General features: G+C 66.3%; 24 protein-coding genes and 1 pseudogene. 12 read left to right on the forward strand and 13 right to left on the reverse strand.

Features of this window, described 5'->3' with window-relative positions; translation table 11 throughout:
• Positions 1-117: pseudogene (locus tag ACSFCA_RS13295) on the reverse strand (electron transfer flavoprotein subunit beta/FixA family protein); the annotation flags it as partial.
• 196 nt (positions 118-313) lie between these two features.
• Positions 314-1,243, reverse strand: coding sequence for a LysR family transcriptional regulator (locus ACSFCA_RS13300; RefSeq protein WP_435460192.1), 930 nt, complete (start codon positions 1,241-1,243; stop codon positions 314-316).
• A 125-nt stretch (positions 1,244-1,368) separates the two neighbouring features.
• Here ACSFCA_RS13300 and ACSFCA_RS13305 point away from each other — a divergent pair, with 125 nt between their 5' ends.
• From ACSFCA_RS13305 to ACSFCA_RS13335, 7 genes are all read left to right on the forward strand, one after another.
• Entirely contained in the window at positions 1,369-2,034 is a 666-nt protein-coding gene (locus tag ACSFCA_RS13305) for an RraA family protein (protein ID WP_435459837.1), read from the forward strand.
• A 58-nt stretch (positions 2,035-2,092) separates the two neighbouring features.
• Positions 2,093-3,289, forward strand: coding sequence for a pyridoxal phosphate-dependent aminotransferase (locus ACSFCA_RS13310; protein WP_435460193.1), 1,197 nt, complete (start codon positions 2,093-2,095; stop codon positions 3,287-3,289).
• A gap of 38 nt (positions 3,290-3,327) precedes the next feature.
• Positions 3,328-4,146 (forward strand): ABC transporter substrate-binding protein, encoded by an 819-nt coding sequence (locus tag ACSFCA_RS13315; RefSeq protein ID WP_435459838.1) that lies wholly within the window; start codon positions 3,328-3,330, stop codon positions 4,144-4,146.
• Positions 4,147-4,173: 27 nt separating this feature from the next.
• A complete protein-coding gene (locus ACSFCA_RS13320; protein WP_435459839.1) occupies positions 4,174-4,872 on the forward strand; it encodes an amino acid ABC transporter permease in 699 nt (232 codons plus the stop codon).
• 12 nt (positions 4,873-4,884) lie between these two features.
• A complete protein-coding gene (locus ACSFCA_RS13325) occupies positions 4,885-5,637 on the forward strand; it encodes an amino acid ABC transporter permease (protein WP_435460194.1) in 753 nt (250 codons plus the stop codon).
• Positions 5,634-6,395, forward strand: coding sequence for an amino acid ABC transporter ATP-binding protein (locus ACSFCA_RS13330; protein WP_309148868.1), 762 nt, complete (start codon positions 5,634-5,636; stop codon positions 6,393-6,395). The genes ACSFCA_RS13325 and ACSFCA_RS13330 overlap by 4 nt, the downstream gene beginning before the upstream one ends.
• Positions 6,396-6,456: 61 nt before the next feature.
• Complete coding sequence (locus tag ACSFCA_RS13335) at positions 6,457-7,443, forward strand: Bug family tripartite tricarboxylate transporter substrate binding protein (RefSeq protein WP_435459840.1); 987 nt, start codon at positions 6,457-6,459, stop codon at positions 7,441-7,443.
• Positions 7,444-7,459: 16 nt separating this feature from the next.
• Here ACSFCA_RS13335 and ACSFCA_RS13340 read toward each other — a convergent pair whose 3' ends face one another.
• Both ACSFCA_RS13340 and ACSFCA_RS13345 read right to left on the reverse strand, forming a co-directional pair.
• Complete coding sequence (locus tag ACSFCA_RS13340) at positions 7,460-8,740, reverse strand: mechanosensitive ion channel family protein (protein WP_258354059.1); 1,281 nt, start codon at positions 8,738-8,740, stop codon at positions 7,460-7,462.
• 46 nt (positions 8,741-8,786) lie between these two features.
• Entirely contained in the window at positions 8,787-9,740 is a 954-nt protein-coding gene (locus ACSFCA_RS13345; RefSeq protein WP_258354058.1) for a histone deacetylase family protein, read from the reverse strand.
• Between the two features lie 80 nt (positions 9,741-9,820).
• On the opposite strand from ACSFCA_RS13345, the gene ACSFCA_RS13350 reads away from it, so the two are divergent.
• From ACSFCA_RS13350 to ACSFCA_RS13370, 5 genes are read left to right on the forward strand one after another with little or no spacing between them, the layout of a single operon-like run.
• Complete coding sequence (locus ACSFCA_RS13350; RefSeq protein ID WP_093050740.1) at positions 9,821-10,741, forward strand: AAA family ATPase; 921 nt, start codon at positions 9,821-9,823, stop codon at positions 10,739-10,741.
• Entirely contained in the window at positions 10,738-11,715 is a 978-nt protein-coding gene (locus ACSFCA_RS13355; protein WP_258354057.1) for a DUF58 domain-containing protein, read from the forward strand. Before ACSFCA_RS13350 ends, ACSFCA_RS13355 begins: the two co-directional genes overlap by 4 nt.
• 13 nt (positions 11,716-11,728) lie before the next feature.
• Complete coding sequence (locus ACSFCA_RS13360; RefSeq protein WP_435459841.1) at positions 11,729-13,750, forward strand: transglutaminase TgpA family protein; 2,022 nt, start codon at positions 11,729-11,731, stop codon at positions 13,748-13,750.
• Positions 13,751-13,803: 53 nt separating this feature from the next.
• The gene (mltB, locus tag ACSFCA_RS13365) at positions 13,804-14,904 is read left to right on the forward strand and encodes a lytic murein transglycosylase B (RefSeq protein WP_435459842.1); all 1,101 of its coding nucleotides are present in this window, start codon (positions 13,804-13,806) and stop codon (positions 14,902-14,904) included.
• Positions 14,905-14,909: 5 nt separating this feature from the next.
• The gene (locus ACSFCA_RS13370) at positions 14,910-15,530 is read left to right on the forward strand and encodes an HD domain-containing protein (protein ID WP_258354054.1); all 621 of its coding nucleotides are present in this window, start codon (positions 14,910-14,912) and stop codon (positions 15,528-15,530) included.
• A 13-nt stretch (positions 15,531-15,543) separates the two neighbouring features.
• Here the strand turns inward: ACSFCA_RS13370 and ACSFCA_RS13375 are convergent, their stop codons facing one another.
• The 9 genes from ACSFCA_RS13375 to ACSFCA_RS13415 are packed head-to-tail and all read right to left on the reverse strand — an operon-like array spanning position 15,544 to position 22,926.
• Positions 15,544-16,032, reverse strand: a complete 489-nt coding sequence (locus ACSFCA_RS13375; RefSeq protein WP_435459843.1) for a hypothetical protein — start codon at positions 16,030-16,032, stop codon at positions 15,544-15,546.
• Positions 16,029-17,108 (reverse strand): beta-ketoacyl synthase N-terminal-like domain-containing protein, encoded by a 1,080-nt coding sequence (locus ACSFCA_RS13380; protein WP_435459844.1) that lies wholly within the window; start codon positions 17,106-17,108, stop codon positions 16,029-16,031. The genes ACSFCA_RS13375 and ACSFCA_RS13380 overlap by 4 nt, the downstream gene beginning before the upstream one ends.
• Positions 17,105-17,380 (reverse strand): acyl carrier protein, encoded by a 276-nt coding sequence (locus ACSFCA_RS13385; RefSeq protein WP_256328860.1) that lies wholly within the window; start codon positions 17,378-17,380, stop codon positions 17,105-17,107. Before ACSFCA_RS13385 ends, ACSFCA_RS13380 begins: the two co-directional genes overlap by 4 nt.
• Positions 17,377-18,534, reverse strand: a complete 1,158-nt coding sequence (locus tag ACSFCA_RS13390; protein ID WP_093177180.1) for an ABC transporter permease — start codon at positions 18,532-18,534, stop codon at positions 17,377-17,379. Before ACSFCA_RS13390 ends, ACSFCA_RS13385 begins: the two co-directional genes overlap by 4 nt.
• Positions 18,535-18,539: 5 nt before the next feature.
• Complete coding sequence (locus ACSFCA_RS13395) at positions 18,540-19,448, reverse strand: ABC transporter ATP-binding protein (RefSeq protein WP_258354050.1); 909 nt, start codon at positions 19,446-19,448, stop codon at positions 18,540-18,542.
• A complete protein-coding gene (darH, locus tag ACSFCA_RS13400; RefSeq protein WP_258354049.1) occupies positions 19,448-20,428 on the reverse strand; it encodes a BtrH-related acyltransferase DarH in 981 nt (326 codons plus the stop codon). The genes ACSFCA_RS13395 and darH overlap by 1 nt, the downstream gene beginning before the upstream one ends.
• Positions 20,425-20,820 (reverse strand): DarG family dialkylresorcinol biosynthesis protein, encoded by a 396-nt coding sequence (locus ACSFCA_RS13405; protein ID WP_093080156.1) that lies wholly within the window; start codon positions 20,818-20,820, stop codon positions 20,425-20,427. Before ACSFCA_RS13405 ends, darH begins: the two co-directional genes overlap by 4 nt.
• 2 nt (positions 20,821-20,822) lie before the next feature.
• Entirely contained in the window at positions 20,823-21,956 is a 1,134-nt protein-coding gene (locus ACSFCA_RS13410; protein ID WP_435459845.1) for a beta-ketoacyl-ACP synthase III, read from the reverse strand.
• A complete protein-coding gene (locus tag ACSFCA_RS13415; RefSeq protein WP_435459846.1) occupies positions 21,946-22,926 on the reverse strand; it encodes a dialkylrecorsinol condensing enzyme in 981 nt (326 codons plus the stop codon). Before ACSFCA_RS13415 ends, ACSFCA_RS13410 begins: the two co-directional genes overlap by 11 nt.
• Between the last annotated feature and the right edge of the window lie 105 nt (positions 22,927-23,031).

Consider the following 23,031-nt stretch of genomic DNA (forward strand, 5'->3'; position numbering starts at 1 on the left):
GTCGAAGGGGTTCATGCTCATCTTGACGTTGGCAATGTCCACTCCGGTGCCGTCGCTCTTGACGCGCACTTTCACGTTGTAGTCGACGACCCGTTTGACAGGTACAAGAACCTTCATTGACTTGACTCCATTGGATTGCAAAAAGGGGGCTTCGAGGGCAGCCGGTCATTCTAGGACGCGACCTTTGCGGCCTCTCCATTCTTCTCATCGGCACAGGCGCCAAGAAAAAAGAACGATCGTGCTTTTTCACGATTATAAAACAGCGCCGGGCGCCCGGGCGACTCCTGGCGGTAAAGATGTTGACACACCCTGCTCACGCCATCGCATCAACGGATGACCCTGCCGAAGAGCCCTCGAACATCCGCGTGAAGTCGCAGCACTCCTGCGACAGCATGACGATCGACGAGATCAACGTGCTGCGCTGGTCGCCCTTGTACATGGCGACGTACTTCATCACCGGCGGCGCCGGAGTGCAGGGCACGACCATCAGCGCCCCACTGGCGATCATGGGCGCAAGGCCCTTCTCCGGCATGCAGCCTATGCCCAGGCCCGATGCGGTGAGCCCCATCATGGCCATGAGGTTGTTGACGACGATGACATCGGTCGGCTGAACACCCAGCGACTTCATCCAGCTGTTATGCGCCATGCCGGCGCCCGACTTGCTTCCCTGAAGCAGCAGCCGGCGCGAGGCCAATTCATGCAGCCTGAAGGTCTTGCCCGGCTCGACAAAACCCGGCTTGCACATCCACACGCTCGAGAACTCGCCGATCGCATGGCTCGGCAGATGGGCATCCGCGAACACGTCGGGGACCAGTACCAGGTCCAGTTCGTCCGCCAGGAGCTTTTCCTTCAGGTTGCCGCTGGCATCGACGTCGGGCTCGATCGTGACCTTGGGGTAGTAGCGCTGAATGACCTCGACCAGCCGGTGCAGCCACGTCATGGCGGTGAACTCGGTCACGCCGATGCGCACGCGGCGCTCGACGACTTCCGGCTTGCCAATCTGGTCGATGGCGGCGTCCCTGTGTTCGAGCAGCTTCTTGGCCAGCACGAACATTTCCTCGCCTTTTTCGGTCAGGCGCGCGGTGCGCTGGGAGCGGTCGAAAAGCTCCAGGTCGAAACCGGCTTCAAGCTCATGCACCCGCTTGGACACTGCGGAGGTCGAGGTGTGCAGTTTCTGGGCGGCTTGGGAGAAGCCGCCCAGGCGCACAACCCAATAGAGGGCTTCTAACTGCTTGAACGTCATCATGGTCAGGCCAAACCCTTATTGGTTTCCTTTTTTTCCACCAACTCTTCCGGAATATTTCGCTTTTTGAAATTTTAGGCAACTTTCACAATCCCGCCATCGAATTGATGTTGAGGCGTTTTGTCATGGTTGCTTCCAGTTTTGCCGTTCAACCCACGCCGGCCGTTGCCCCGGAAGATGTGCTGGCCGCTTTCCGGGAAGTGGCCACCCCGCACATCAGCGACAACCTGCAGCGCCTGAGCGGCATCGTCGGCCTGCAGCGCTTCCACCGGCAACGCAAGCTGGTGGGCACGGCGATCACGGTCAAGACCCGTCCCGGCGACAACCTGTTGATCTACAAGGCCCTGATGGATGCGTTGCCGGGCCATGTGCTGGTGGTCGACGGCGGCGGCGACACCACCAACGCGCTGGTGGGCGAACTCATCATGCTCTACGCGCAGCAGCGCGGCTGCACCGGCATCGTCGTCGATGGCGCCATCCGCGATGCAGCGGCCTTCCGCGACGCAGACTTTCCCTGCTACGCGCGTGCCGCCATCCATCGGGGGCCCTACAAGAACGGGCCCGGCGCGGTCAACGTGCCCATCTGCGTGGGCGGGCAGATCGTGCAGCCCGGCGACATCGTGGTTGGCGACGACGACGGCATCGTGACCTTTCCCCTTGCCGAAGCACGGCGGCTGCTCGACGCCATCGACCAGACCGCGCGGTTCGAGGCCGCCATCAAGGCCGAGATTGCCAACGGAAAGGTCGAGCAGTCATGGCTCACCAAGGCATTCGCGCCCCACGGTCTCTGAATCCGTGAAGCGCAGCCTCATTCCAATCGACTTTCCCGGAGAAAACCCAGTGAGCATCCTGTTGGCCCAACGCCTCGGAGGCGTCAAACCCTCGCCCAGCATGGCAGCGAAGACGCGTGTCGACGCGATGCGCGCGGCCGGCCGCCGCATCGTCGACTTCACCATCGGCGAGCCCGACTTCCCGACGCCGCGCCACATCATCGAAGGCGGGGTTGCGGCCCTCATGGCCGGACAGACACGCTACACGGCATCCAACGGCACGCCGGCCTTGCGCCGGGCCATTGCCGACAAGCTGCTGCGCGAGAACGCACTGTCGTACAAGCCGGAGAACATCGCGGTGGGCAACGGCGCGAAGCACATCATCTACAACGCCTTCGCCGCCACGCTGAACGAGGGTGATGAAGTGATCGTGCCTGCGCCGTACTGGGTGTCCTATCCGGACATGGTGGCGCTGCATGGCGGCACACCCGTCGTGGTGCCGAGCACCGCAGGCGAGGGCTTCAAGCTGATGCCGGCAGCCCTTGAAGCGGCCATCACGCCCCGCACGCGGTGGCTGGTGCTCAACACGCCCAACAACCCCACGGGCGCGGTCTACACCCGCGATGAACTGGCGGCGCTCGGCGAGGTCCTGAAGCGGCATCCGCAGGTCTGGCTGATGACCGACGAGATCTACGAGCACTTCGTCTACGACGGCGCCGAGCACCTTTCTCCATTGAACGTGACGCCCGAGCTGGCCGAGCGGACACTGGTGATCAACGGCGTCTCGAAAGCTTATGCCATGACGGGGTGGCGCATCGGGTACGGCGTGGGGCCGGTCTCGCTGATCAAGGCGATCACCATGCTGCTGTCGCAGAGCACCTCCTGCCCCAGTTCCGTGAGCCAGGCAGCCGCGGTGATTGCGCTCGATGGTCCTCAAGAGACGGTTGCCGAAGCCGCGGCCCTTTTCGAAATGCGCAGGGACCGCATGGTGCAGATGCTGCAGGCGCTGCCGGGGTTCGAGTGCGCACCACCGGACGGCGCGTTCTATGTGTTCCCCAGCGTGGCCGGATTGATCGGGCGGACCACGCCGGCGGGCAACGTTCTTTCTTCCGACATCGACGTCGTGCACTACCTGCTGGAACACGCCGGCGTGGCCGCGATCGACGGCACCTCCTACGGCATGCCCAACCATCTGCGCATGTCCTTCGCCACGGGGATCGAGGTGATCGAGCAAGGCGGCAGCTTCCTGCAGGACGCCGTGCGCGATCTTTCCTGATGTTTTCTCGTTCCACTCAACCTTCCCGGAGCCGTCCCATGAAGAAAACCGCATCGACTCTCATCGCCGGCGCCTGCCTGGCATTGCTGGCCAACCTGGCCTGCGCGGACCAACTCGCCGACATCAAGGCCAAGGGCGTGTTCACCTGCGGCACCCTGGGGACGGCCGAGCCGTTCAGTTTCTCCAACACCCAGACGCGCGAGGTAGAAGGCTACGACGTGGACTTCTGCAAGGCGCTGGCCAAGTCGCTGGGCGTCAAGCTGGAGCTGAAGCTCATCTCCGTGGCCGCGCGCATCCCCGAGTTGCAACAGAGCCGCATCGATGCCGTGATTGCCAACCTGGGCTGGAGCGCCGAGCGTGCCGAGCAGATTGCCTTCAGCGACCAGTACTTTGCGAGCGAGCAGAAGGTTGCCGCTCGCAAGGACAGCGGTTTCACGACCCTCAAGGACCTGACGGGCAAGCGCGTCAGCGCGGTCAAGGGCTCCAGCTCGGAGATGCTGGTGCGCAAGGTGATTCCGGGTGCAAGCACCATCACCTTTCAGGATCCGCCCAGCGCCTTTCTCGCCATGCAGCAGGGCAAGGTGGAAGGGCTGGCGGCATCCGAGCTCACTCTCGTGAAGTTCCGCCAGCAGTCCGAAAGCACGGTCCCTATCGCCATACTGGAACCCTCGCTGACGCTGGAGCCATGGGGAGTCGGCATGCGAAAGGAAGAGGCAGGCTTCATCAAGCACGTGAACACCACGCTGGAGGCAATGGAAAAATCCGGCGAAGCGCTGCAGATCTTCAACAAGTGGCTGGGCACGGGCACTTCCTACAAGATGCAGCGCGGCTTCAGGATCGAGCCGATCAAGGGCTGATCCATACGATGCAACAAGGCGCACGTCATGGGTAGCAAGCTCGACTTCTCGGTGCTGTCACGCGGTGAATATCCGCAATGGATATGGCACGGCGTTCTCACCATGTTCGAGCTCACGCTGGCGGCATGGCTGTTCGCCATGGCTCTTGGCATGGTGCTGGCGGTGGTGCGCATGGCGGACAGCCGCGTGGCCAAGGCTTTGGTGGCGAGCTACGTCGAATATCACCAGAACGTGCCCATGCTGGTGCAAGTCTTTCTCTGGTACTTCGGCATGCCTGCGCTACTGCCGCATGCGGCGCAGCAATGGCTCAATGCGCACAACAGCGAGTTTCTCCTGGCCTTCATCTCCATCGGCCTGTGCATGGCAGCCTACGTCTCCGAAGGTCTGCGCGGCGGCATACGGTCCATTCCCAAGTCTCAATTGGAAGCCGCGCGAGCGATAGGACTCTCTTATCTGCAGGCCTCGCGCCTGGTGCTGATCCCGCAGGCGCTGCGGATCGCGCTGCCCACCCTGGTGAGCCACACGGTGCTGCTGTTCAAGAACACCAGCCTCGCCATGACCATCGGAGTGGCGGAGCTGACCTATGCAACGCGGGAAATCGAGAGCCAGTCGTTCAAGACCGTGGAGATCTATCTGCTCTCGACAGTGATCTATCTCGGCATCTCGCTTCTGATCATGACCGCGGGAGCTGGCCTGGAAAGCCGCTATCGCATCCGCACGAGGTAGGCCGTGGACAGCATTCTTTCCATCCTGCGCGAGTACGGCGTTCTGCTGCTGGTCGGCCAGTATCCCAATGGGCCGCTGGGCGGACTGACAATCACGCTGGTTCTTTCCGTGTTGGGCCTTGTGCTCGCGTTTCCTCTCGGCGTTGCAATCGCACTGGCCCGCATCAGCCCGCTCGGCTGGCTGCGCATGCCTGCTGCGGCTGTGATCTACGTGGTGCGCGGCGTGCCACTGCTCATGTTCATCTTCTGGGTCTACTTCTTCGTGCCCGTGCTGACCGGACGCACGGTCAGCGGGTTCACGACCATGGTGATCACGCTGGTGATCTACCAGGCGGCCTACCTGGCGGAGATCGTGCGCGCCGGTATCCAGGGCCTGCCCCACGGACAAACCGAAGCGGCGCGCGCCGTGGGGCTGAGCTACACGCAGACGATGACGAAGGTCGTGCTTCCGCAGGCGCTCTACAACATGGTGCCGGCGCTGGTCAGCCAGTTTGTCTCCACCATCAAGGAGACCTCGCTGGGTTACGTCATCAGCGTGAACGAAGTGACGTTCGCAGCCAACCAGATCAACAGCTCGCTCATGACGCAGCCGTTTCAGGTGTACTTCATCCTCGCTTCCATCTATTTCTGCCTGTGCTTCTCGCTGACGCGGCTGGCACGCTTCCTCGAACGCCGCATCAACGCGCGGCGTGAAGGCACCTTCCGGTCGGCTACTAGCCCCGCGCTCGCGGCAACCAGCCCCATCGCATCCGAGCACGCCGCATGAACATGTTCTCCAGCCCCGCTTCTTCTCCCCTCATCGCCTTCGATCTCGTGAACAAGTGGTACGGCGATTACCACGCCCTGAACAGCATCAGCGCGGAGGTTCACAAGGGCGAAGTCGTCGTGGTGTGCGGCCCTTCGGGGTCCGGCAAGTCGACGCTGATACGCACCGTGAACCGCCTGGAGAGCATCCAGAGCGGATGCATCCGTTTCAACGGTCAGGATGTGAACGCGCCATCGCTCGACATCAACAGGTTTCGCAGCCAGGTCGGCTTCGTGTTCCAGAGCTTCAACCTGTTCCCGCATCTGTCGGTGGCCCAGAACATCATGCTGGGGCCCGTGAACGTGCGCAAGCAGAAGCGGGCACAGGCGAGGACTCGTGCGCTCGAGTTGCTCGACCGCGTGGGCCTGGCTTCGAAGGCCGATGCCTTTCCGGGCCAGCTGTCGGGTGGTCAGCAGCAACGCGTTGCCATCGCCCGGGCCCTTGCGATGGATCCGCCGGCCATGCTGTTCGACGAACCGACGAGCGCGCTCGATCCGGAAATGGTCGGCGAGGTGCTTCAGGTGATGAAGTCGCTGGCACGCGACGGCATGACGATGATGTGCGTGACGCACGAAATGAACTTCGCGCGCGAAGTGGCGGACCGAGTCTGGTTCATGGACCAGGGCAGCCTGGTTGAGACAGCGCTGCCCGAAGCGTTCTTCTCGAAGCCGCGCAGCGAACGGGCGCAGAAGTTTCTCGCCGATCTGCGCTCGCACTAGCGCGCCGGCGCTTGCGCCCGCAGGCCTCCTTGCCTGCCCAATTACTACGACGGAGACAAGCATGAAAAACAAGACCGGCATCGACCGACGACGGGCCCTGGCTCTCATCTCGGGACTGGCTGCGGCACACGCTGGCGTTCGCGCGCAAGCGGCGTTCCCCGCACGCCCCATCACCTTGATCGTCGGCTGGCCGGCAGGCGGACCGGCCGACAACGTGGCCCGGCCGATCGCGGCACAGATGTCCGGCATCCTGGGCCAGCAGATCGTCATCGACAACCGTCCAGGCGCGGGAGGCAACATCGGCTCCGACCTGGCAGCCAGATCGAAGGCCGACGGCTACACGATCATGCTGGCAACCGTTGCCTCGCATGGCTGGAATCCGGCGCTCTATTCGAACCTGGGCTACAGGCCCATCGAAGACTTCGCACCCGTGGGACTGATCAGCACCTCGCCCGGAGCGCTGCTCGTGCCGGTGAACTCACCCTACAAGACGGTTCGCGATCTTGTCGACGCGGCCAGGGCTCACCCGGGAAAACTGAACTACGGCTCCGCCGGCGTCGGATCGTCACAGCACATGGCGGCGGCAATGTTCAAGAAGCTTGCCGGCGTCGACGTCACCCACATTCCCTTCAAGGGCACGGCGCCTGCCATGACGGAGCTGATGGCCGGCCGCGTGGACATGATCATCACGACGGGCGCCACGCCGTTCGTGCGCTCAGGCAAGCTGCGCGCGCTTGCGGTCGCCGCCCGCCAGCGGCTTCCGTCCTTGCCGGACGTGCCGACCTTCGAGCAGGCGGGAGTGAAGGGCTTTCACACCGACAACTGGTATGGACTGGTCGCACCAGCGAACACGCCGCGCGCCATTCTGGAAACGCTGAATGCCGCGCTCGCGAAGGCATTGGAAAACCCCGAAGTGCAGAAGCAGTTCGTCGAGCAAGGCGCACTTCCGGTCAGACCGATGTCGATCGACGGCTACTGGGATTTCGTCAGGAAGCAAATGCCCGAAGCCGCGGAAGCGGTGCGTAACTCCGGCGCGAAGATGGAGTGACCAGAAGCCGTTCTACTCACTGCTGGAGACCGGATTTCCCTGGCCCTCCGGCGGGCAAAGACTCCACCCGCACCACCCGCTGCGGATAGGGAATGTCGATGCCCGCGCCGCGCAGCCCGTCGAGGATGGCGATGTTGATGGCCGAACGCACGTTGTCCTTGCCCTTGTCGGGGTCGGCAACCCAGAAGTTCAGCGTGAACTCCAGGCCGTCGGGCGCGAAGTTCATGAGGAAGGCCACTGGCTCCGGGTCGGTCATCACGCGCGGCTGGGCCTTGGCTGCATCGCACAGGATGGTCTGCACCTGCGCCACGTTGCTCTCGTAGCCGACCACGATGGTGGTCGTGATGTTGAACTTGCGGTCGGCCAGCGACAGGTTTTCCACCCGGCTGGTGATGAGCGATTCGTTCGGCACGATGGCCTCGCGTCCGTTGCCCGCGCGAATCAGGGTGTAGCGGGTCTTGATGTCCGTGATGCGGCCTTCGAAGGTGTCGACCTTCACGTTGTCGCCGATGCGGATCGAGCGTTCGAGCAGGATCACGAAACCGCTCACGTAGTTGGCCGCCAGCTTCTGCAGCCCGAAACCAAGGCCCACACCGAGCGCACCGCCCAGCACAGACAGCGCCGTCAGGTCCACCCCCACCGCCGACAACGCGAACAGCAAGCCGACCAGCAGCAGGAAGGCGCGCACCGCGTTCGATGCCACCTTGCGCATCGACAGGTCGGTGACGGCTTCGCGCAGGATGCGTTTTTCGATGGTGCTGGAGATCCACAGCGAGATCACCAGCACCAGCCCCGCCGACAGCACGCCCTGGAAGATCGTCTGCAGGCTCACGCGCGTCTTGCCGAAGGCCAGCGTGATCTGGTCGAGTTCGGCCAGCACCGGCGGCAGCAGTCCGACGATCCAGAGCACCGCCGCGATCCAGGCCAGCCAGGAGACGGTGCGCTCGATCAGCCGCACGACGTTGGACGCTGGAAACACCGCCCGCAGCACCCGCGCGAACAGCCGGATGACCGCCAGCGACAGGAACACCGGCACCGCGATACGCAGCACCAGCACGGTCTGAAAATCGATCACCACGCGCCGGGCGAGATCGGTGAGCACCAGCGCCAGCAGCGGGAACAGCAGTCCGTCGAAGGTGCTCTCGCCGAACCAGATCGAGTCCTTGGGCTGGTCGCGTCCGAACCATTTGCTCACGGCCCAGGCCAGCGCCACGCAGGCCACCAGCGCAACCAGTTCGATGCCGAGGCCGCGCGCATCGACCTGGGCGAGGCGTTGGGTGAAATCGTTGAAATTCATCTATTGAAAGGAAACGAAAGCGTGGGCGCCATTCGCGCCGGCTGCGCTACAGGTCCGCGAGAACGCGAATGTGGGCTTCCACGCTGCGCGCCAGCGCATCGAGGTTGTAGCCGCCTTCGAGCATCGAGACGATACGGCCCTTCGCATGGCGCCTGGCAACATCGTGTATGCGGCCCGTTATCCAGGCGAAGTCGTTCTCGTTGAGCCCGAGCTGGCCCAGGTCGTCCTCGCGGTGGGCGTCGAAGCCGGCGCTGATGAAGATCATCTGCGGCTTGAACTCTTCCAGCCGCGGCATCCAGATCGCCTCGATCAACTCACGCACGTCCATGCCCCGGGTGTAGGCCGGGATCGGCAGGTTCAGCATGTTCGATGCCGGATGCACCGTGCCGCTGTACGGATAGAACGGATGCTGGAAGAAGCCGACCATCAGCACGTTCGGGTCGTTCGACAGGATGTTCTCGGTGCCGTTGCCGTGGTGCACGTCGAAGTCGACGATGGCCACGCGCTCCAGCCCATGCACATCGATGGCGTGCCGCGCGGCGATGGCGATGTTGTTGAAGAAGCAGAAGCCCATCGCCTGCTCCCGGCAGGCATGGTGGCCGGGCGGGCGCACCGAGCAGAAGGCATTTTCAAGGTCGCCGGCAATCACTGCGTCGGTCGCGGCAATCGCGGCTCCTGCGGCGCGGCGCGCGGCCAGCAGGGTGAAGCGGGTGAGCATCGTGTCGGGATCGACCTGCGCATGGTCGGGGCCGCCGGCAGGCTCGTCGGCCACCAGGCGTTGATGCAGTTCCTCGAGGTACTCGACGTGCTCCGTGCTGTGCGCCCGGGTGAGCTGCTCCAGAGTGGCCAGCGGCACATCGCAGTGCTCCAGCGCGTCACCCACGCCGGTAAGCAGCAGGCGGTCTTCGATGGCATCCAGGCGCCCGGGACATTCGGGATGCCCCCCGCCCATGTCGTGCTTCCAGAAGTCGCGATGTGTGAAGTAGCCTGTCTTGCCCATGTGTCTCTGTCGCCACGTCTAGACCTCACGCGGCATGGGGCCGGCAGGTCTTACGGTATCGTTTGCATATGGATACAAATATGGACGTTGCTGCAAAGCTAGCCACTTTGTTAACTCAGCTTAACACGGTGATCGTGGGCAAAGAGGCCCAAGTGCGCGACTGCGTCGCCTGTCTGCTGGCAGGCGGGCACCTGCTGATCGAGGACGTGCCCGGGGTCGGCAAGACCACCCTCGCCCACGCGCTGTCGCACACCTTCGGGCTGCAATTCTCCCGGGTGCAGTTCACGGCCGACCTGATGCCGGGCGACCTGTCGGGCGTGGCAATTTACGACCGGGGCCAGCAGGCCTTCGTTTTCCACCCCGGGCCGATCTTCGCGCAGGTGCTGCTGGCCGACGAAATCAACCGCGCCAGTCCCAAGACCCAGAGCGCGCTGCTCGAGGCAATGGAAGAAAAACAGGTCACCGTCGAAGGCGAGACCCGCCCCCTGCCCACGCCTTTCTTCGTGATCGCCACGCAGAACCCGCAGGACCAGCTCGGCACCTTCGCCCTGCCCGAGTCGCAGCTCGACCGTTTCCTGATGCGCATCTCGCTCGGCTACCCCGACCGCGCCGCCGAGCGCCAGCTGCTCTCGGGCGTCGACCGCCGCGAAATGCTCGCCTCCCTGCCCGCCATGCTGACCGCCGGCGAGCTGACCGCCCTGCAGCAGCGCGTGCAGCAGGTGCATGCGGCCGATCCGCTGCTCAACTACGTGCAAGACCTCATCGCCGCCACGCGCTCGGGCCGCTGGTTCCTGCAGGGCCTGTCGCCACGCGCCGGCATCGCGGTGCTGCGTGCGGCCAAGGCGCAGGCGCTGCTGGCCAACCGCAACTACGTCGCGCCCGACGACGTGCAGGCCGTGCTGCCGCAGACGATCGCGCACCGCCTCACGCCGGTCGGCGATGCGGGCCGGGGCGCCGTCGAGCAGGTGCGCGCCATGATCGCCGCAGTGCCGCTGCCGTGAGCCCTGCAGGCGCCCTCCGCTCGCGCATCGACGGCTGGTTCCTGTCGCGCCGTCCGCCGTCGGACACGCTGGAGCTGACTCAGCGCAATGTCTACATCGTGCCCACGCGGGCCGGATGGACGCTGGCCGCGACGCTGCTGGTGCTGCTGATCGCCTCGATCAACTACCAGCTCAACCTGGGCTACCTGCTGACCTTCCTGCTCGCCGGCAGCGTGGCCGTGGGCATGCACGTGTGCCACGGAACGCTGCGCGGACTGGCGATGCACATGGTGGCGCCCGACGCGCACTACGCGGGCGCCGCCGCTGTCTTCCGGGTGGTGCTGCACAACACGCGGCGCAGCGTGCGCTACGGCATCGGCATGGCCGTGCGCGGCAGCGGGCAATGGGCCTGGACCGACGTGCCGGCCGAAGGAACGTCGACCGTCGAGATCGCGTTCAAGCCCGAGCGGCGCGGGCTGCACCCGGTGCCGCCGCTGACGGCGGAAACGCGCTTTCCCCTCGGCACGTTCCGCGTGTGGACGGTCTGGCGGCCGGCCGCGCAGATGCTGGTGTACCCCGCGCCCGAAGCGCATCCACCGCCGCTCCCGCCGGGCGAGCCCCTGTCGGGCCCTGCAGCCGTGTCCGCCGCGCTGCGGGCGCACAACGCAGGCGAATACGACGGCGTGCGAGCCTACCGGCGCGGCGATCCGCTGAAGCTCGTGGTCTGGAAGAAGGCCGCGCGGGCGCAGGCGGCCGGCTCGGAAGACCTCGTCAGCCGCGACACGCAGCAGACGCAACGCGAAGAACTCTGGCTCGATGCGCAGGCCACCGGCCTCGCGGACACCGAGGCCCGCATCTCACGCCTGTGCGCCTGGGTGCTGATGGCGGACCGGCTGGGTGTGGACTACGGCGTGCGGGTAGCGGGCCGGATCGTGAAGCCTTCCCAGGGCGAGGCCCACCGGCGGGCCTGCCTGGAGGCATTGGCCCTGTGCTGAACAAGACCGTCGCATGAACAGAGTTGCACGCGAACTCGCCTCGCTTCCCCGCGATGCCAGGGACACCCTTTTCCTTCTCTGCGTCATCGGCCTGATCCTCTTGCCGCAGGTCGAGAACCTGCCCTGGTGGTGCACGGCCATCACGGCAATGGTGCTGCTCTGGCGCGCCTCGCTGGCCGTGCAGGCGCGCCCCCTTCCCAGCAAGTGGTGGCGCCTTGCGCTGCTGATGCTGACGATCGGCGCCACCTACGCCACCCACCGCACGCTGCTGGGCCGGGATGCGGGCGTCACGCTGATCGTCAGCCTGCTCGCACTCAAGACGCTGGAGCTGCGCGCGCGGCGAGACGCCTTCGTCGTCTTCTTCCTGGGCTTCTTCACGATGCTCACGAACTTCTTCTATTCGCAATCGCTGCTGACTGCCTTCACGATGCTGCTGGCGCTGCTGGGCCTGCTGACGGCACTGGTCAACGCGCACATGCCGGTGGGCCGGCCGCCGCTGATGCAGGCCGCGCGCACGGCAGGCTGGATGGCGCTGGCCGGCGCACCGATCATGCTCGCGCTGTTCCTGCTGTTCCCGCGCTTCGCACCGCTGTGGGGCACACCCAGCGACGCCATGGCGGGCCGCACCGGCCTGTCGAACAGCATGCGCGTGGGCACCATCGCTGAGCTGGCGCTCGACGACAGCATCGCCGCGCGCATCAAGTTCGATGGCGACCGCGCGCCGCCGCAAAACCAGCTCTACTTTCGCGGGCCGGTGCTGGCGCAGTTCGACGGCCGCGAATGGACCGCGCTCCCGTCATGGGCGCGTGGCGCGCAATGGTCCTCCAACCTGCGCGTGAGCGGCGAGCCCGTGCGCTACGAAATCACGCTCGAAGCCAACAACCGCCCCTGGCTGCTGACCCTCGACGCCTCGCAGCGCCCTCCCGAGGCCCCCGGATTCGAAGTCACCGGCACGCCCGACCTGCAATGGTTCGCTAACCGCCCCGTCACCGACCTAGTGCGCTACCGCGCCGAGAGCTACACGCAGTTTCAGAGCGGCCCGGTGAAGCGCACGGGCGGCCAGCTCCAGGCCTACCTGGCCCTGCCGCCTGGCACCAACCCGCGCACCGCCGCCCTCGCCGCCGAGATGCGCGCCGATCCCGCACTGGCCAACGCCAACGCACAGGCCTTCGTGCAAGCCGCCCTGCGGCGCCTACGCACCGGCGGCTACAGCTACACGCTGGAGCCGGGCGTCTACGGCAACGACACTGCCGACGAGTTCTGGTTCGATCGCAAGGAGGGTTTCTGCGAGCACATCGCCTCGGCCTTCGTGGTGCTGATGCGCAACCTCGGCATTCCGGCGCGCATCGTGACGGGCTATCAGGGCGGCGAGCTCAACAACGTCGACAACTACTGGATCATTCGCCAGAGCGATGCCCACGCGTGGGCCGAAATCTGGCAGGAAGGCACCGGCTGGACGCGCGTGGACCCGACAGGCTCCGTCGCCCCGGGGCGCATCGGCCAGACGCAACGGCTCGTGCCGCAACCGGGCCTGTTCGCAGGCGCCATCGGCTCGATGAGCCCCACGCTCGCCCAGAACATCCGCGCCGCATGGGAGGCCGTGAACAACGGCTGGAACCAGTGGGTGCTCAACTACACCCAGAGCCGCCAGCTCAACCTGCTGAAGAGCATCGGCTTCGAAGCGCCGAGCCTCGAAGACCTGGCCTACGTGCTGCTCTACCTGCTGGTGGGCGCCAGCCTGGCCGGCGCCGGCTGGACGCTGTGGGAGCGCAGCCGTCACGACCCATGGCTGCGCCTGCTGGGCCAGGCACGCGCGCGGCTCGCCAAGGCCGGCCTGCAACTGCCCGACACCGCCCCGCCCCGCCAGATGGCGCAGGCGGCCGATGCGCGCTTCGGCCCCGCCGCGCAGGCCGTGCGCGACTGGCTGCTGAAGCTCGAGGCGCAGCGTTACGCGCCAGCCACGCCAGACTCGCTCTCCACCCTGCGCTCGGAGTTCCGCCACCTCGCCTGGCCCAGCGGCAACGCACACGGCTGAAACCACATGTGTCCCTGAAGAGGGGCGGCGCGGGCGGACGGCACAATCGGCCGATGCGATTTTTTCTCCCCACGCCTTCGCGCGCCGCTGCGGCAGCCGCTCTTCTCGCCGCATGCTGCGCCTGGTCCACGGGGGCCATGGCCCAGAAATCTTCCAACGGTCGCAACGGGGCAGCCAGCCCGGTGCGCGGCAGCACGCCGTATTCCACGCGCGACGACGCAATGAAATTCGCCGACGACGTGGCCGAGCGTCGCGGCCTCGACCGCGACTGGGTGCGCGCCACCATCGGCAGCGCGCGCTTCTTGCCCAACGTGCCGCGGCTGATGCTGCCAGGCCCGGTCGGCACCGTGAAGAACTGGCAAACGTATCGCAGCCGCTTCATCGACCCGGTGCGTATCGCGGCCGGCGTGCGCTTCTGGCGCGCCAATGCCGACACGCTCGCGCGCGCCGAGCAGGTGTACGGCGTGCCGCCGGAAATCATCGTCGGCATCATCGGCGTGGAAACCATCTACGGCCGCAACATGGGCAACTTCCGCGTGATCGACGCGCTGGCCACGCTCTCCTTCGACTTTCCCGACGGCCATCCGCGCGCGGCCGAGCGCCAGGCCTTCTTCCGCGGCGAACTCGAAAGCTTCCTGAGCACCGAGAGCCGCACCGCCGACGATCCGCTCACGCCCCTGGGCAGCTATGCGGGCGCAATGGGCATGCCGCAGTTCATGCCCAGCAGCATGGCCAAGTACGCGGTCGACTTCGACGGCGACAGCCGCATCGACCTCGTCAACAACCCGGCCGACGTGATCGGCTCGGTCGCCAACTACTTCAAGTCCTTCGGCTGGCAGCCCGGCATGCCGGCCATCTACCCCGTGCATTTCGAGGAAGCGCGGCTGCAGAAGGCGCTGCTGCTGGCACCCGACATCCTGCCGACCTTCAGCGCCGACAGCTTCGTGGCCGCCGGCGCGGTGCCCGAGGGCGAAGGCATCAAGCACAAGGGCCTGCTCGCATTGATCGAGCTGCAGAACGGCGCCGACGCACCACCAACCTACGTAGCCGGCACGCGCAACTTCTACGTGATCACGCGCTACAACTGGAGCAGCTACTACGCCATGTCCGTGCTCGACCTCGGGCAAGAGGTCAAGGCGGCGATGGAGCAATAGGCACCATGACACCCGATGCACTGCGCGCGAACTGGAACGAGGCCTGGCGTGCCCTGGGCGTCGAGTCGCCCGGCGATGCGCTGTGCGCCGAGCTGCAGCGCCGTTACAGCGAGCCGCAGCGGCACTACCACACGATGCAGCACCTGGGCGAATGCCTCGCGTGGTTCGAGCGCGAGAAAGCATCGGCCGAGCGCCCTGGTGAAGTGGCGCTTGCGCTGTGGTTCCACGACGCGATCTACGATGTGCACGCCCACGACAACGAAGCACGTAGCGCCGACTGGGCGCTCCAGGCCCTGCTTGAAGCCGGAGTGGACGAAGCAGCAGCCGAACGGGTTCACGCGCTCGTGATGGCCACGCGCCACGACGCCGTGCCCGAAGGCCGCGATGCCGAACTGCTGATCGACATCGACCTGTCGATCCTCGGCGCCGAACGCACACGCTTCGACGAATACGAGCGCCAGGTGCATGCCGAGTACGCCTTCGTTCCGGATGAGATCCGCCTGCCGCGCCGCCGCGCGATCCTTCAGCGTTTTCTCGACCGCCAGGCCATCTACGCAACGCCGCAAATGCACGCGCAGCTCGAAGCGCGGGCTCGCGCCAACCTGCAGCGCTCCATCGCCGGCTGAGCTGCCCTCTACGTCAGTCGGGCACCAGCCGCCACCACTCGGAGCGCGGCAACTCGTCATTGCGCTCCTCTTCCACGATACCGAACAGCAGTCCATCGCGCGTCGCACCGAGCTTCGCCAGTTGCAGCGTGCGCGCCGCATCGCGGCACAGCGCAAAGCTGGCGTCGCCCTGCCATTCGAGACACCGACCGACTTCGGCCAGCATCAGCGCAGGCTGGCTCTGCATGAAGGTGAAGGGCATCGGCAGGCCCGCATCGAGCTGGGTCAGACCTGCGTGCGTGGCGCCCCACGCGCCGCGCATGCTGGCAACGCGGATGCGCGCGCCGGCCGGCAGCGCTGCCTCGCCGGCGGCGTCCAGGCAGCAGCGCGCGCCGTACATCGCCAACTCGGTCCACAGGCCGACGCGGCGCGGCCGGCGGCCGATGCGGCGGGCCAGGTCATCGCGCCAGTCGGCGGGCGGTGGGTGCGCGACGAAATGAGCTGCGGTGCGCCAGGTGCTCATGGGCCGACATCCTTCAGTACCAACGAGGTGTGCCCACCGCCGAAGCCGACCACGTTGAGCAAGATGTTGCGCAGCCTCTTCGGCGCCTGCTCGCTCAGCGCAATGCCGAGTGAGGCGTCGAGCGGATAGTCCACGGTGGGCCAGACGCCACCTTCGATGCAGCCAACCAGCAAGGCCAGCTCCGCCGCACCCGCCGCGCCCAGCGTGTGGCCGATGGCCGACTTGAGCGACACCAGCGGCGGCAGCGGGTCGAACACCTGCTTCAGCGCCTCCACCTCGATGGCGTCGTTGACCGGGCTGCCGGCGGCCTGCACCTTGATCAGGTCGACATCGCCGGGCTGCAGGCCGCTCTGCGTCAACGCGCCGCGGCACATCGCGAGCACGGCCGAGGCTTCGGTGCCCGAGGGGTTGCGCCCATCGACCACGTTGGCGCCACCCGTGATCTGCCAGCGCGCGGGCTGCGATGTCAGGCGCAACGCAGCCACCGCTTCACCGAGCACCAGCCCCTTGCGCTGTGCGCCGAAGGGCTGTGCGCTGTCGGGCGCCAGCAGTTGCATCGCGCCGAAGCCGGCCACGGTGAAGCGGTTGTCCATCTCGACGCCGATCACAAGCGCTTCGTCGGCCTCCGCGCTTCGGATCAGGTCAGCGGCCGCCAGCACGGCGTTGAGCGCCGAGGTGCAGGCGGTGGAAACGGTGAACACCGGCCCCTGCCAGTCCAGCGCGCGGGCCACGACGCCGGCAAAGTCCTGCAGATCGCCGCCGAGCCGCAGATCCTGTTTCTCGTATTCCATGAAGCCGATGTCGAGCGACGACGAGGCCACGAACAGCGGCGCGGTGCGTGGCTCCAAATCACCGGTCTTGCCGCTCTGCGCAACCACGCTGCGCACGGTGCTGCACAGGCGCTGCGTCCAGTCGCCTTCTCTCGGCGCCAGCGCATAGACCGGCCAGCTGATTCCGTCAGCCACGGTCACCGGCGTCGGCGGCACTCCACCACGCTGCAGCGAAGCCAGCACCGACGGCATGTCGTCCCCCAGCACACAGGCCAGGCCCATGCCGGCCAGGTAGACATCGTTCATGCCTTGCCCGCTTGCGCGAGATGCTCCGCGAGGTGGGCGATGGAAGTCATCGCCCGGCGCGTTTCCTTGCTGTCGGGCATGCGCACGCCGAAGCGCTGCTGGATCGTCATCGACACCTGCAGGGCATCGAGCGAGTCGAGATCGAGCCGGGCCTCGGGGCCGAACAGCGGCTCGTCGTCGCCGAGGCCGCCCGGGGGCGCATCTTTCTCGACGGCCTCGAGCACCATCGCCTTGAGGCTGGCAATGAATTCAGGGGTGACGGTGGTGCTCACGGTGCGCGCCTGCGAAACAGGAAAACGGCCAGAAGAAACATCAGCGCCGCAAACACGACCAGCCGGCCGATCTGCGGCAGGGCATCGGCTACGCCGCCGCCGCGCAGCAGCACGGTCAGCAGCGCCTCGAGTCCCCAGTTCATCGGAGAGATCTCGACCAGCCGCTGCATGAAACCCGGCATGACGAACTTGGGCACCATGATGCCGCCTGCCGCCGCCATCAGCACGTTGACCATCGGCCCGATGGTGGCGGCCTGCGCATGGCTGCGCACCAGGCAAGCCAGTGCGAGCGACAGGCTCACCGCCGCCAGGCTCACTGCCCCCAGCGACAGCAGCAGCGCTCCCCAGTGGATGCCCGCAAGCGACAGCGCATCGCCGCCGATCAGCGGCATGAACCAGATGCCGGCCGCGAGCATCAACACGGCCTGCAGCGCGTTCACGCCCAGGTACGGCAGCGCCTTCGATGCGAGCAGCATGGTGCGCGACACGCCCAGGCTCTGCAGCCGGCCGAGCGCCCCCGAACTGCGCTCCTGCACGAACAGGCTGGAGAGCGAGGCCACCACGAAGAACATGCCGAACACCAGCCACGCCGGCACGTTCTGCTGCACCGAGGTCGGCCGCGGGCCGGCGGTGGAGAAGCGCTCGGCACGCACCATCGCCTCGATGGAGGCCTCGGGCGCCGGACTGGCCGTGCCGGGCACCGCCAGTGCGAGGCGCGCCTTGAGCTCACCCGATGCACCGATGAGTTCGGCGCGCAGAGCGTTGAACAGGTTGGCATCGATGCCCGGCTCAGTCAGCAGATGGATGCGCGCCTGGGTCGACAGCGCGGCAGATTCCAGTTCTTCCGACAGGCCCGGCTCCATCACGATCACGTACTTGAGCGACCCGTTGCGCAGCCGCGCCTGCCAGTCGCTGCCCAACGGCTGCGGTGCGCCGTGGCTGCGCTGCCAGAGCTGCTGCAGCCATTTGGCCGGCGTGGCCGTGTCGCGCATGTCGATGGCATAAGTCAGCTCGGCCAGCGGCGGGCGATAGATGTCCTTCAGCGTGAGCGACATCAGCACGATGAAGACCATCGGCATCAGGAACAGCGCGGCAAGGCCGTGCATGTCGCGCACGAGGGCGAGCAGTTCTTTCTTGATGAGCGCGAGGAGCATGGGGTTCAGTCGCGCAGCGAGCGATGGGTGAGCGCCATGAAAAGCTGCTCGAGGTCATGGCGGCCGAATTCGGCATGGCGCACTTCGATGCCCGCGGCTTCGAGCGCGGCCAGCACAGGTCCCGGGCCGCTGCCGGCGTTCAGGTGAATGCGCCAATGCACTCCCCCCTGCTCCACCGTGCCGAAGCGCGAGAGCATGTCGGCGTCGAGCCCGTCGGCGGCCAGCGTGAGCAGCATCGCGTTCTTCGACAGCAACTCGTCGAGCGAGCCTTCGCGCAGCACGTGGCCGCGGTCGAGGATGGCGACGCGATCGGCAATCGCCTCGATCTCTTCCATGTAGTGCGAGGCGTAGATCACCGCCGCGCCCTGCTGCGCGAGGCTCTTGATGGCGTCGAGGATGAAGGCGCGCGATTGCGGATCGACGCCCACAGTGGGCTCGTCGAACAGCATCAACTCAGGTTCGGGCAGCAAGGCGATGGCCAGGTTGAGCCGGCGCTTGAGGCCGCCCGAGAGCCGCTCCGCGCGCACGCCTGCGAATTGCTCCAACTGCGCAAACTGCGTACAGACCGCGATGCGCTCCTTCTTGCGCGCGCCCGACAGGCCCCCCGCCGCAGCAAAGCAGGCAAGGTTCTCAGCCACGGTCAGCATCGGATAGAAGGCCTGCTCCTGTGGCGCCACGGCAATGCGCGTAGGTGTCTTCGCACGCACCTGCTGCAGCGGCTGACCATCGATGCGGATCTCGCCCGACTGCACGGCCAGCGCGCCCGACAGGTGCGAGATCAGCGTGGTCTTGCCTGCGCCGTTCGGCCCGAGCAGGCCCAGTACACAGCCTTTTGGCACCGCGAGCGATACGTCGGCCAGCGCGGGGGCGTCGGCGTGCGGGTAGCGGTAGCTGAGCTGGCGCAGCTCTAACATCAGGCGACAGCTGCCTTCAGGTCGCGAAAGAAGCTTTCTTCCTGCTGCGCCTGCTCCCGCAGCTTCGCAGCCAACGCAGCCGGGTCGACCGCCTCGCGCCCCTTCACCATGCGCGCCGCCTTGAGCGCGAACGCACGCCAACCGTCACCGATGGCGATGAGCCGCTCGGACATCTGCTGCAGCTGCGGCTTGTCGAGCAACTGCGCTGCCTCCTGCAGAAAGCCCGCGTAGATGAAGCGGAAGCCCGCCCCGCCCGTGCCGATTTCTTCCTGCATGCGCACCACGTGGCCAATGAAGTCGACGCTGCGCGGATCGGCCGGCGACAGCTTCTGCATGCGCTTGGCCAGCGTGTGCATGCCGCGCACACCGACGATGGGAATGGGTGCAAGCATGTTGCGCACCGTCTTGCGGATGGCCTTGACCACCGAGGCCGCATCGACAACCTTGCGATCGATGGCCTGCGGGTAGTACATGAGCCCCTTCGGCGCCAGCACGCCCTTGGCGAAACGCGCGCGTGCCAGGTCGCTGCTCGCGCAACGCACGGGCTCCTCGAACACCGGGTCGCTGATCAGGTAGTCGTCGCCGTCCTTGCCGTACACCAGCAGGTTGTGCGCGTTGAAGTGAAAGCGCATGTTCGGCGGAAAGTACGGTAGCCAGTACACCGACGTTTGCAGGCCCACCAGCTGGCCATCGGCCAGCAGCGCGTCGAGCCTCTGCTGCCCTGCATCGGCGCTGCGAAAGGTCTCGAAGCGAAAGCGCGCGGCCATCGGCGCCAGCAGGCCCTTGATGATGGCCTTGGGCGGCATGCGGTACGAGATCAGCGGCAGGCCCGACAGCTTGATGAAGGGCAGGTACGCGAACGAAATCGCGGACGACAGGCCCAGCGCCATGCTCTCGCTCATCGGCGCGCCGTGGTGGCGCATCAGGCTGGAGATGACGCCGCTTTCGCAATGCGCCGCCTGTTGGTGTTGAAAGTTCACGGCAGGCCTTGCAAGGTGGAAACGGGCAGGCCCAGCGCTTCGCTGTAGCGTGCGAGTTGCGCCGATGACAGCGCGGCGAAATGGCGCGGCTGCAGGTGGCGCCGCACGCGCCACTGCCAGAAGCCGCTGGTCTGCGAGAGCAGCGCCACGTCCATGCGGCGCTCGTACATCCAATATTCGAGCGGCGAAGCCTGCCCCGCCTTCACGCGTTCCTTTGCGGCCTGCGCCTGTTCGACGAGCACGTCGACCGCATGGCTGGTGACGATCTCTTCCGCCTCCCAGCCGCGCGAAGTGGTGGTGACGACGCGGCCCTGCGCGTCGCGGGCGTACATCAGCTTGGAATGGCCGTCGAGGGTCGCATTGCCCTCCTGCGGTACAGCGTCGAGATCCATGGCTACACCGCTTCCATATAAATGAAGCCGCTGGAGAAGCGGCCGCTTTCGGGCACGAACATCAGTAGCTTCTGGCCGGGCTTGATGCGGCCCGAGCGGAACAGCTCGTCGAGCATGATGTACGGCGACGCCGAACCCGTGTTGCCCTTGCTCGCGAGGTTGCTGAACCAGCGCTCGCGCGGAATCGGCAGGCCCAGCGATTCGAGGCACTGGCTCACCGGCTCGACGAAGTATTGCGACGACAGGTGCGGCAAAAACCAGTCGATGTCCGCCGTCTTCAGCCCGCGCCGCTCGATGATGGCCGCCAGCGGCTCGCCCAGCGTGGCGCGCACGATGTTGTCGTTGAGCAGGCGCACGTCCTGCTTGACGGCAAAGGTCGACTCGCGCTGCCAGTCTTCGGGCGACTTGCGCCCCCAGCCGTCGAGGCCGCCTTCGGCATTCTTCTCGGCACCAGCGTACATGCACACCGGCAGCTCGTGCGCGGCGGACGACAGGTCGATCCAGTCGATGCGCAGCGACAGCGGCCCGCGCGGCTCGCGCTCCAGCAGCACTGCACCCGCGCCGTCGGAGAGCATCCAGCGCAGAAAGTCTTTCTCGAAGGCCAGTTCGGGCCGCGCCTCCAGCGCTTCGAGCTTGTGTTCGAGCTCGGCCTCGAAGCGCGAGCCGCGCATCACGGCCGAGGCCAGCTCCGAGCCCGTGGCCACGGCGCGCTGCGCATCGCCCGCGCGCACCGAGAGCCATGCATGCTTCAACGCGGTGGCGCCGGCCAGGCAGATGCCCGCGCAGGCCACCACTTCGAGCCGCGGCCAGCCGAGTTCGCCGTGCACCATCACCGCGTGATTGGGCATGAGCTGGTCGGGCAGCGAAGTGCCGGTAACGAGACAGTCGACCGGCCCCACATCGCCCAGCGCGCGGATCGCGGATGCGGTGAGTTGCGCGTTGGTCATCGCCAGTTCGCCCGTGGCGCGGTCGATGGCGTAGTGGCGCGACTGGATGCCGTTGCTGCGCAGAATCAGCCGCCGCGCGCGGGACGCCTTGCCGCCGATGCGACCGAGGACGTCTTCGATGTCTTCATTGCTGACCGGGGAAAAGGGCAGGAAGGCGGCAGTGCGGGTCAGGAAGACATCAGTCGTCATAGAGGGGGGTGCGGTCCGTGGCAGAGCCCGACGGGCACTCGAATTGGGCTGTCATTTTAGTCAGCCACCCTCTGAACAAAGGTCGCAGAAGCGCCTGCAGGCTCAGGCTCACGGGCACCACCGTAATGATCAGTACCAGCAGAAACAGCACGTACAGCAGCAGCAGCGGCTTGCGCTGCCACGCGCCGGGCCCGCCGGCGGCCATGATCAGCTTGCCCCAGAGGTAGAAGCTGCGCGTGCCGGCCTTCTCGCTGATGAGCAGCCTGGCATTGGCCTGCACGGCTCCGAGGCCGGCCAGCAGCGGCTGCGTGCCGCGTTCCAGGTCGTTGTGCAGCGCATCGCGCAGGGCACGGCCGAAACGGCCGGTACCGTTGATCTGTTCGGTACTGAGCCCCGCATCGGGCATGCCCCAGAAGCCGCGCTTGCGGCCCCAGATCAGCCAGGCCGGCGTGGTGAAGAAGGTGGCGAGCGTGGGGCCGGGGTCGGTCAGCACCACGTTGTCGATCAGGCGCGCGCTCACGTCGTCGAGCATACCCTTGAGCTTTTCGTGGGCCAGAAGCCACATGTTGCGGCAGGCGATGACCGTGACCACCGGCTTGCCCTTGAGCAGCCGCGCCGCCACCGGGTGCTTGAGGAAGGCGGCAACGGGCTGCGAAGGCGCCAGGAACCACACCTGGTACGGCAGCACGATCAGGTCGAAGTCTTCCTCACCCGTGAGCGACAGCGGCGCCAGCGGCTGCGGCTTCATGTGGGCCGACTCCGGAAAGGCGTCGAAGAAGGTCAGGAAGGGCCAGGGAAAGGGGTACGGCGCGAGCGGGCGCAGCGTTTCCTCGTGCACCTCGATCGACGGATCGGCGCGCAACGGCGCCACGATCCGGTCTGCAACCTCGTCGAGCTGGCCGGATTGCGAATAGCGAAGAACGAGGACGCGCTTGACGCTTCGAGGGGGGCTGGAGGGGCTGGAAGTCACTGGCGGTGGCGTTTCGGGGGCCGTCGAATGTACGCGATGCCTGTAGCGAACGCATCTGCCAATGGTCATGGCGTCGCGGCAATCAGACGGTCGAATCGGTCAAAT

Origin of the sequence: Variovorax multivorans, from assembly GCF_051216835.1 — a bacterium.
GTDB lineage: Bacteria > Pseudomonadota > Gammaproteobacteria > Burkholderiales > Burkholderiaceae_C > Variovorax.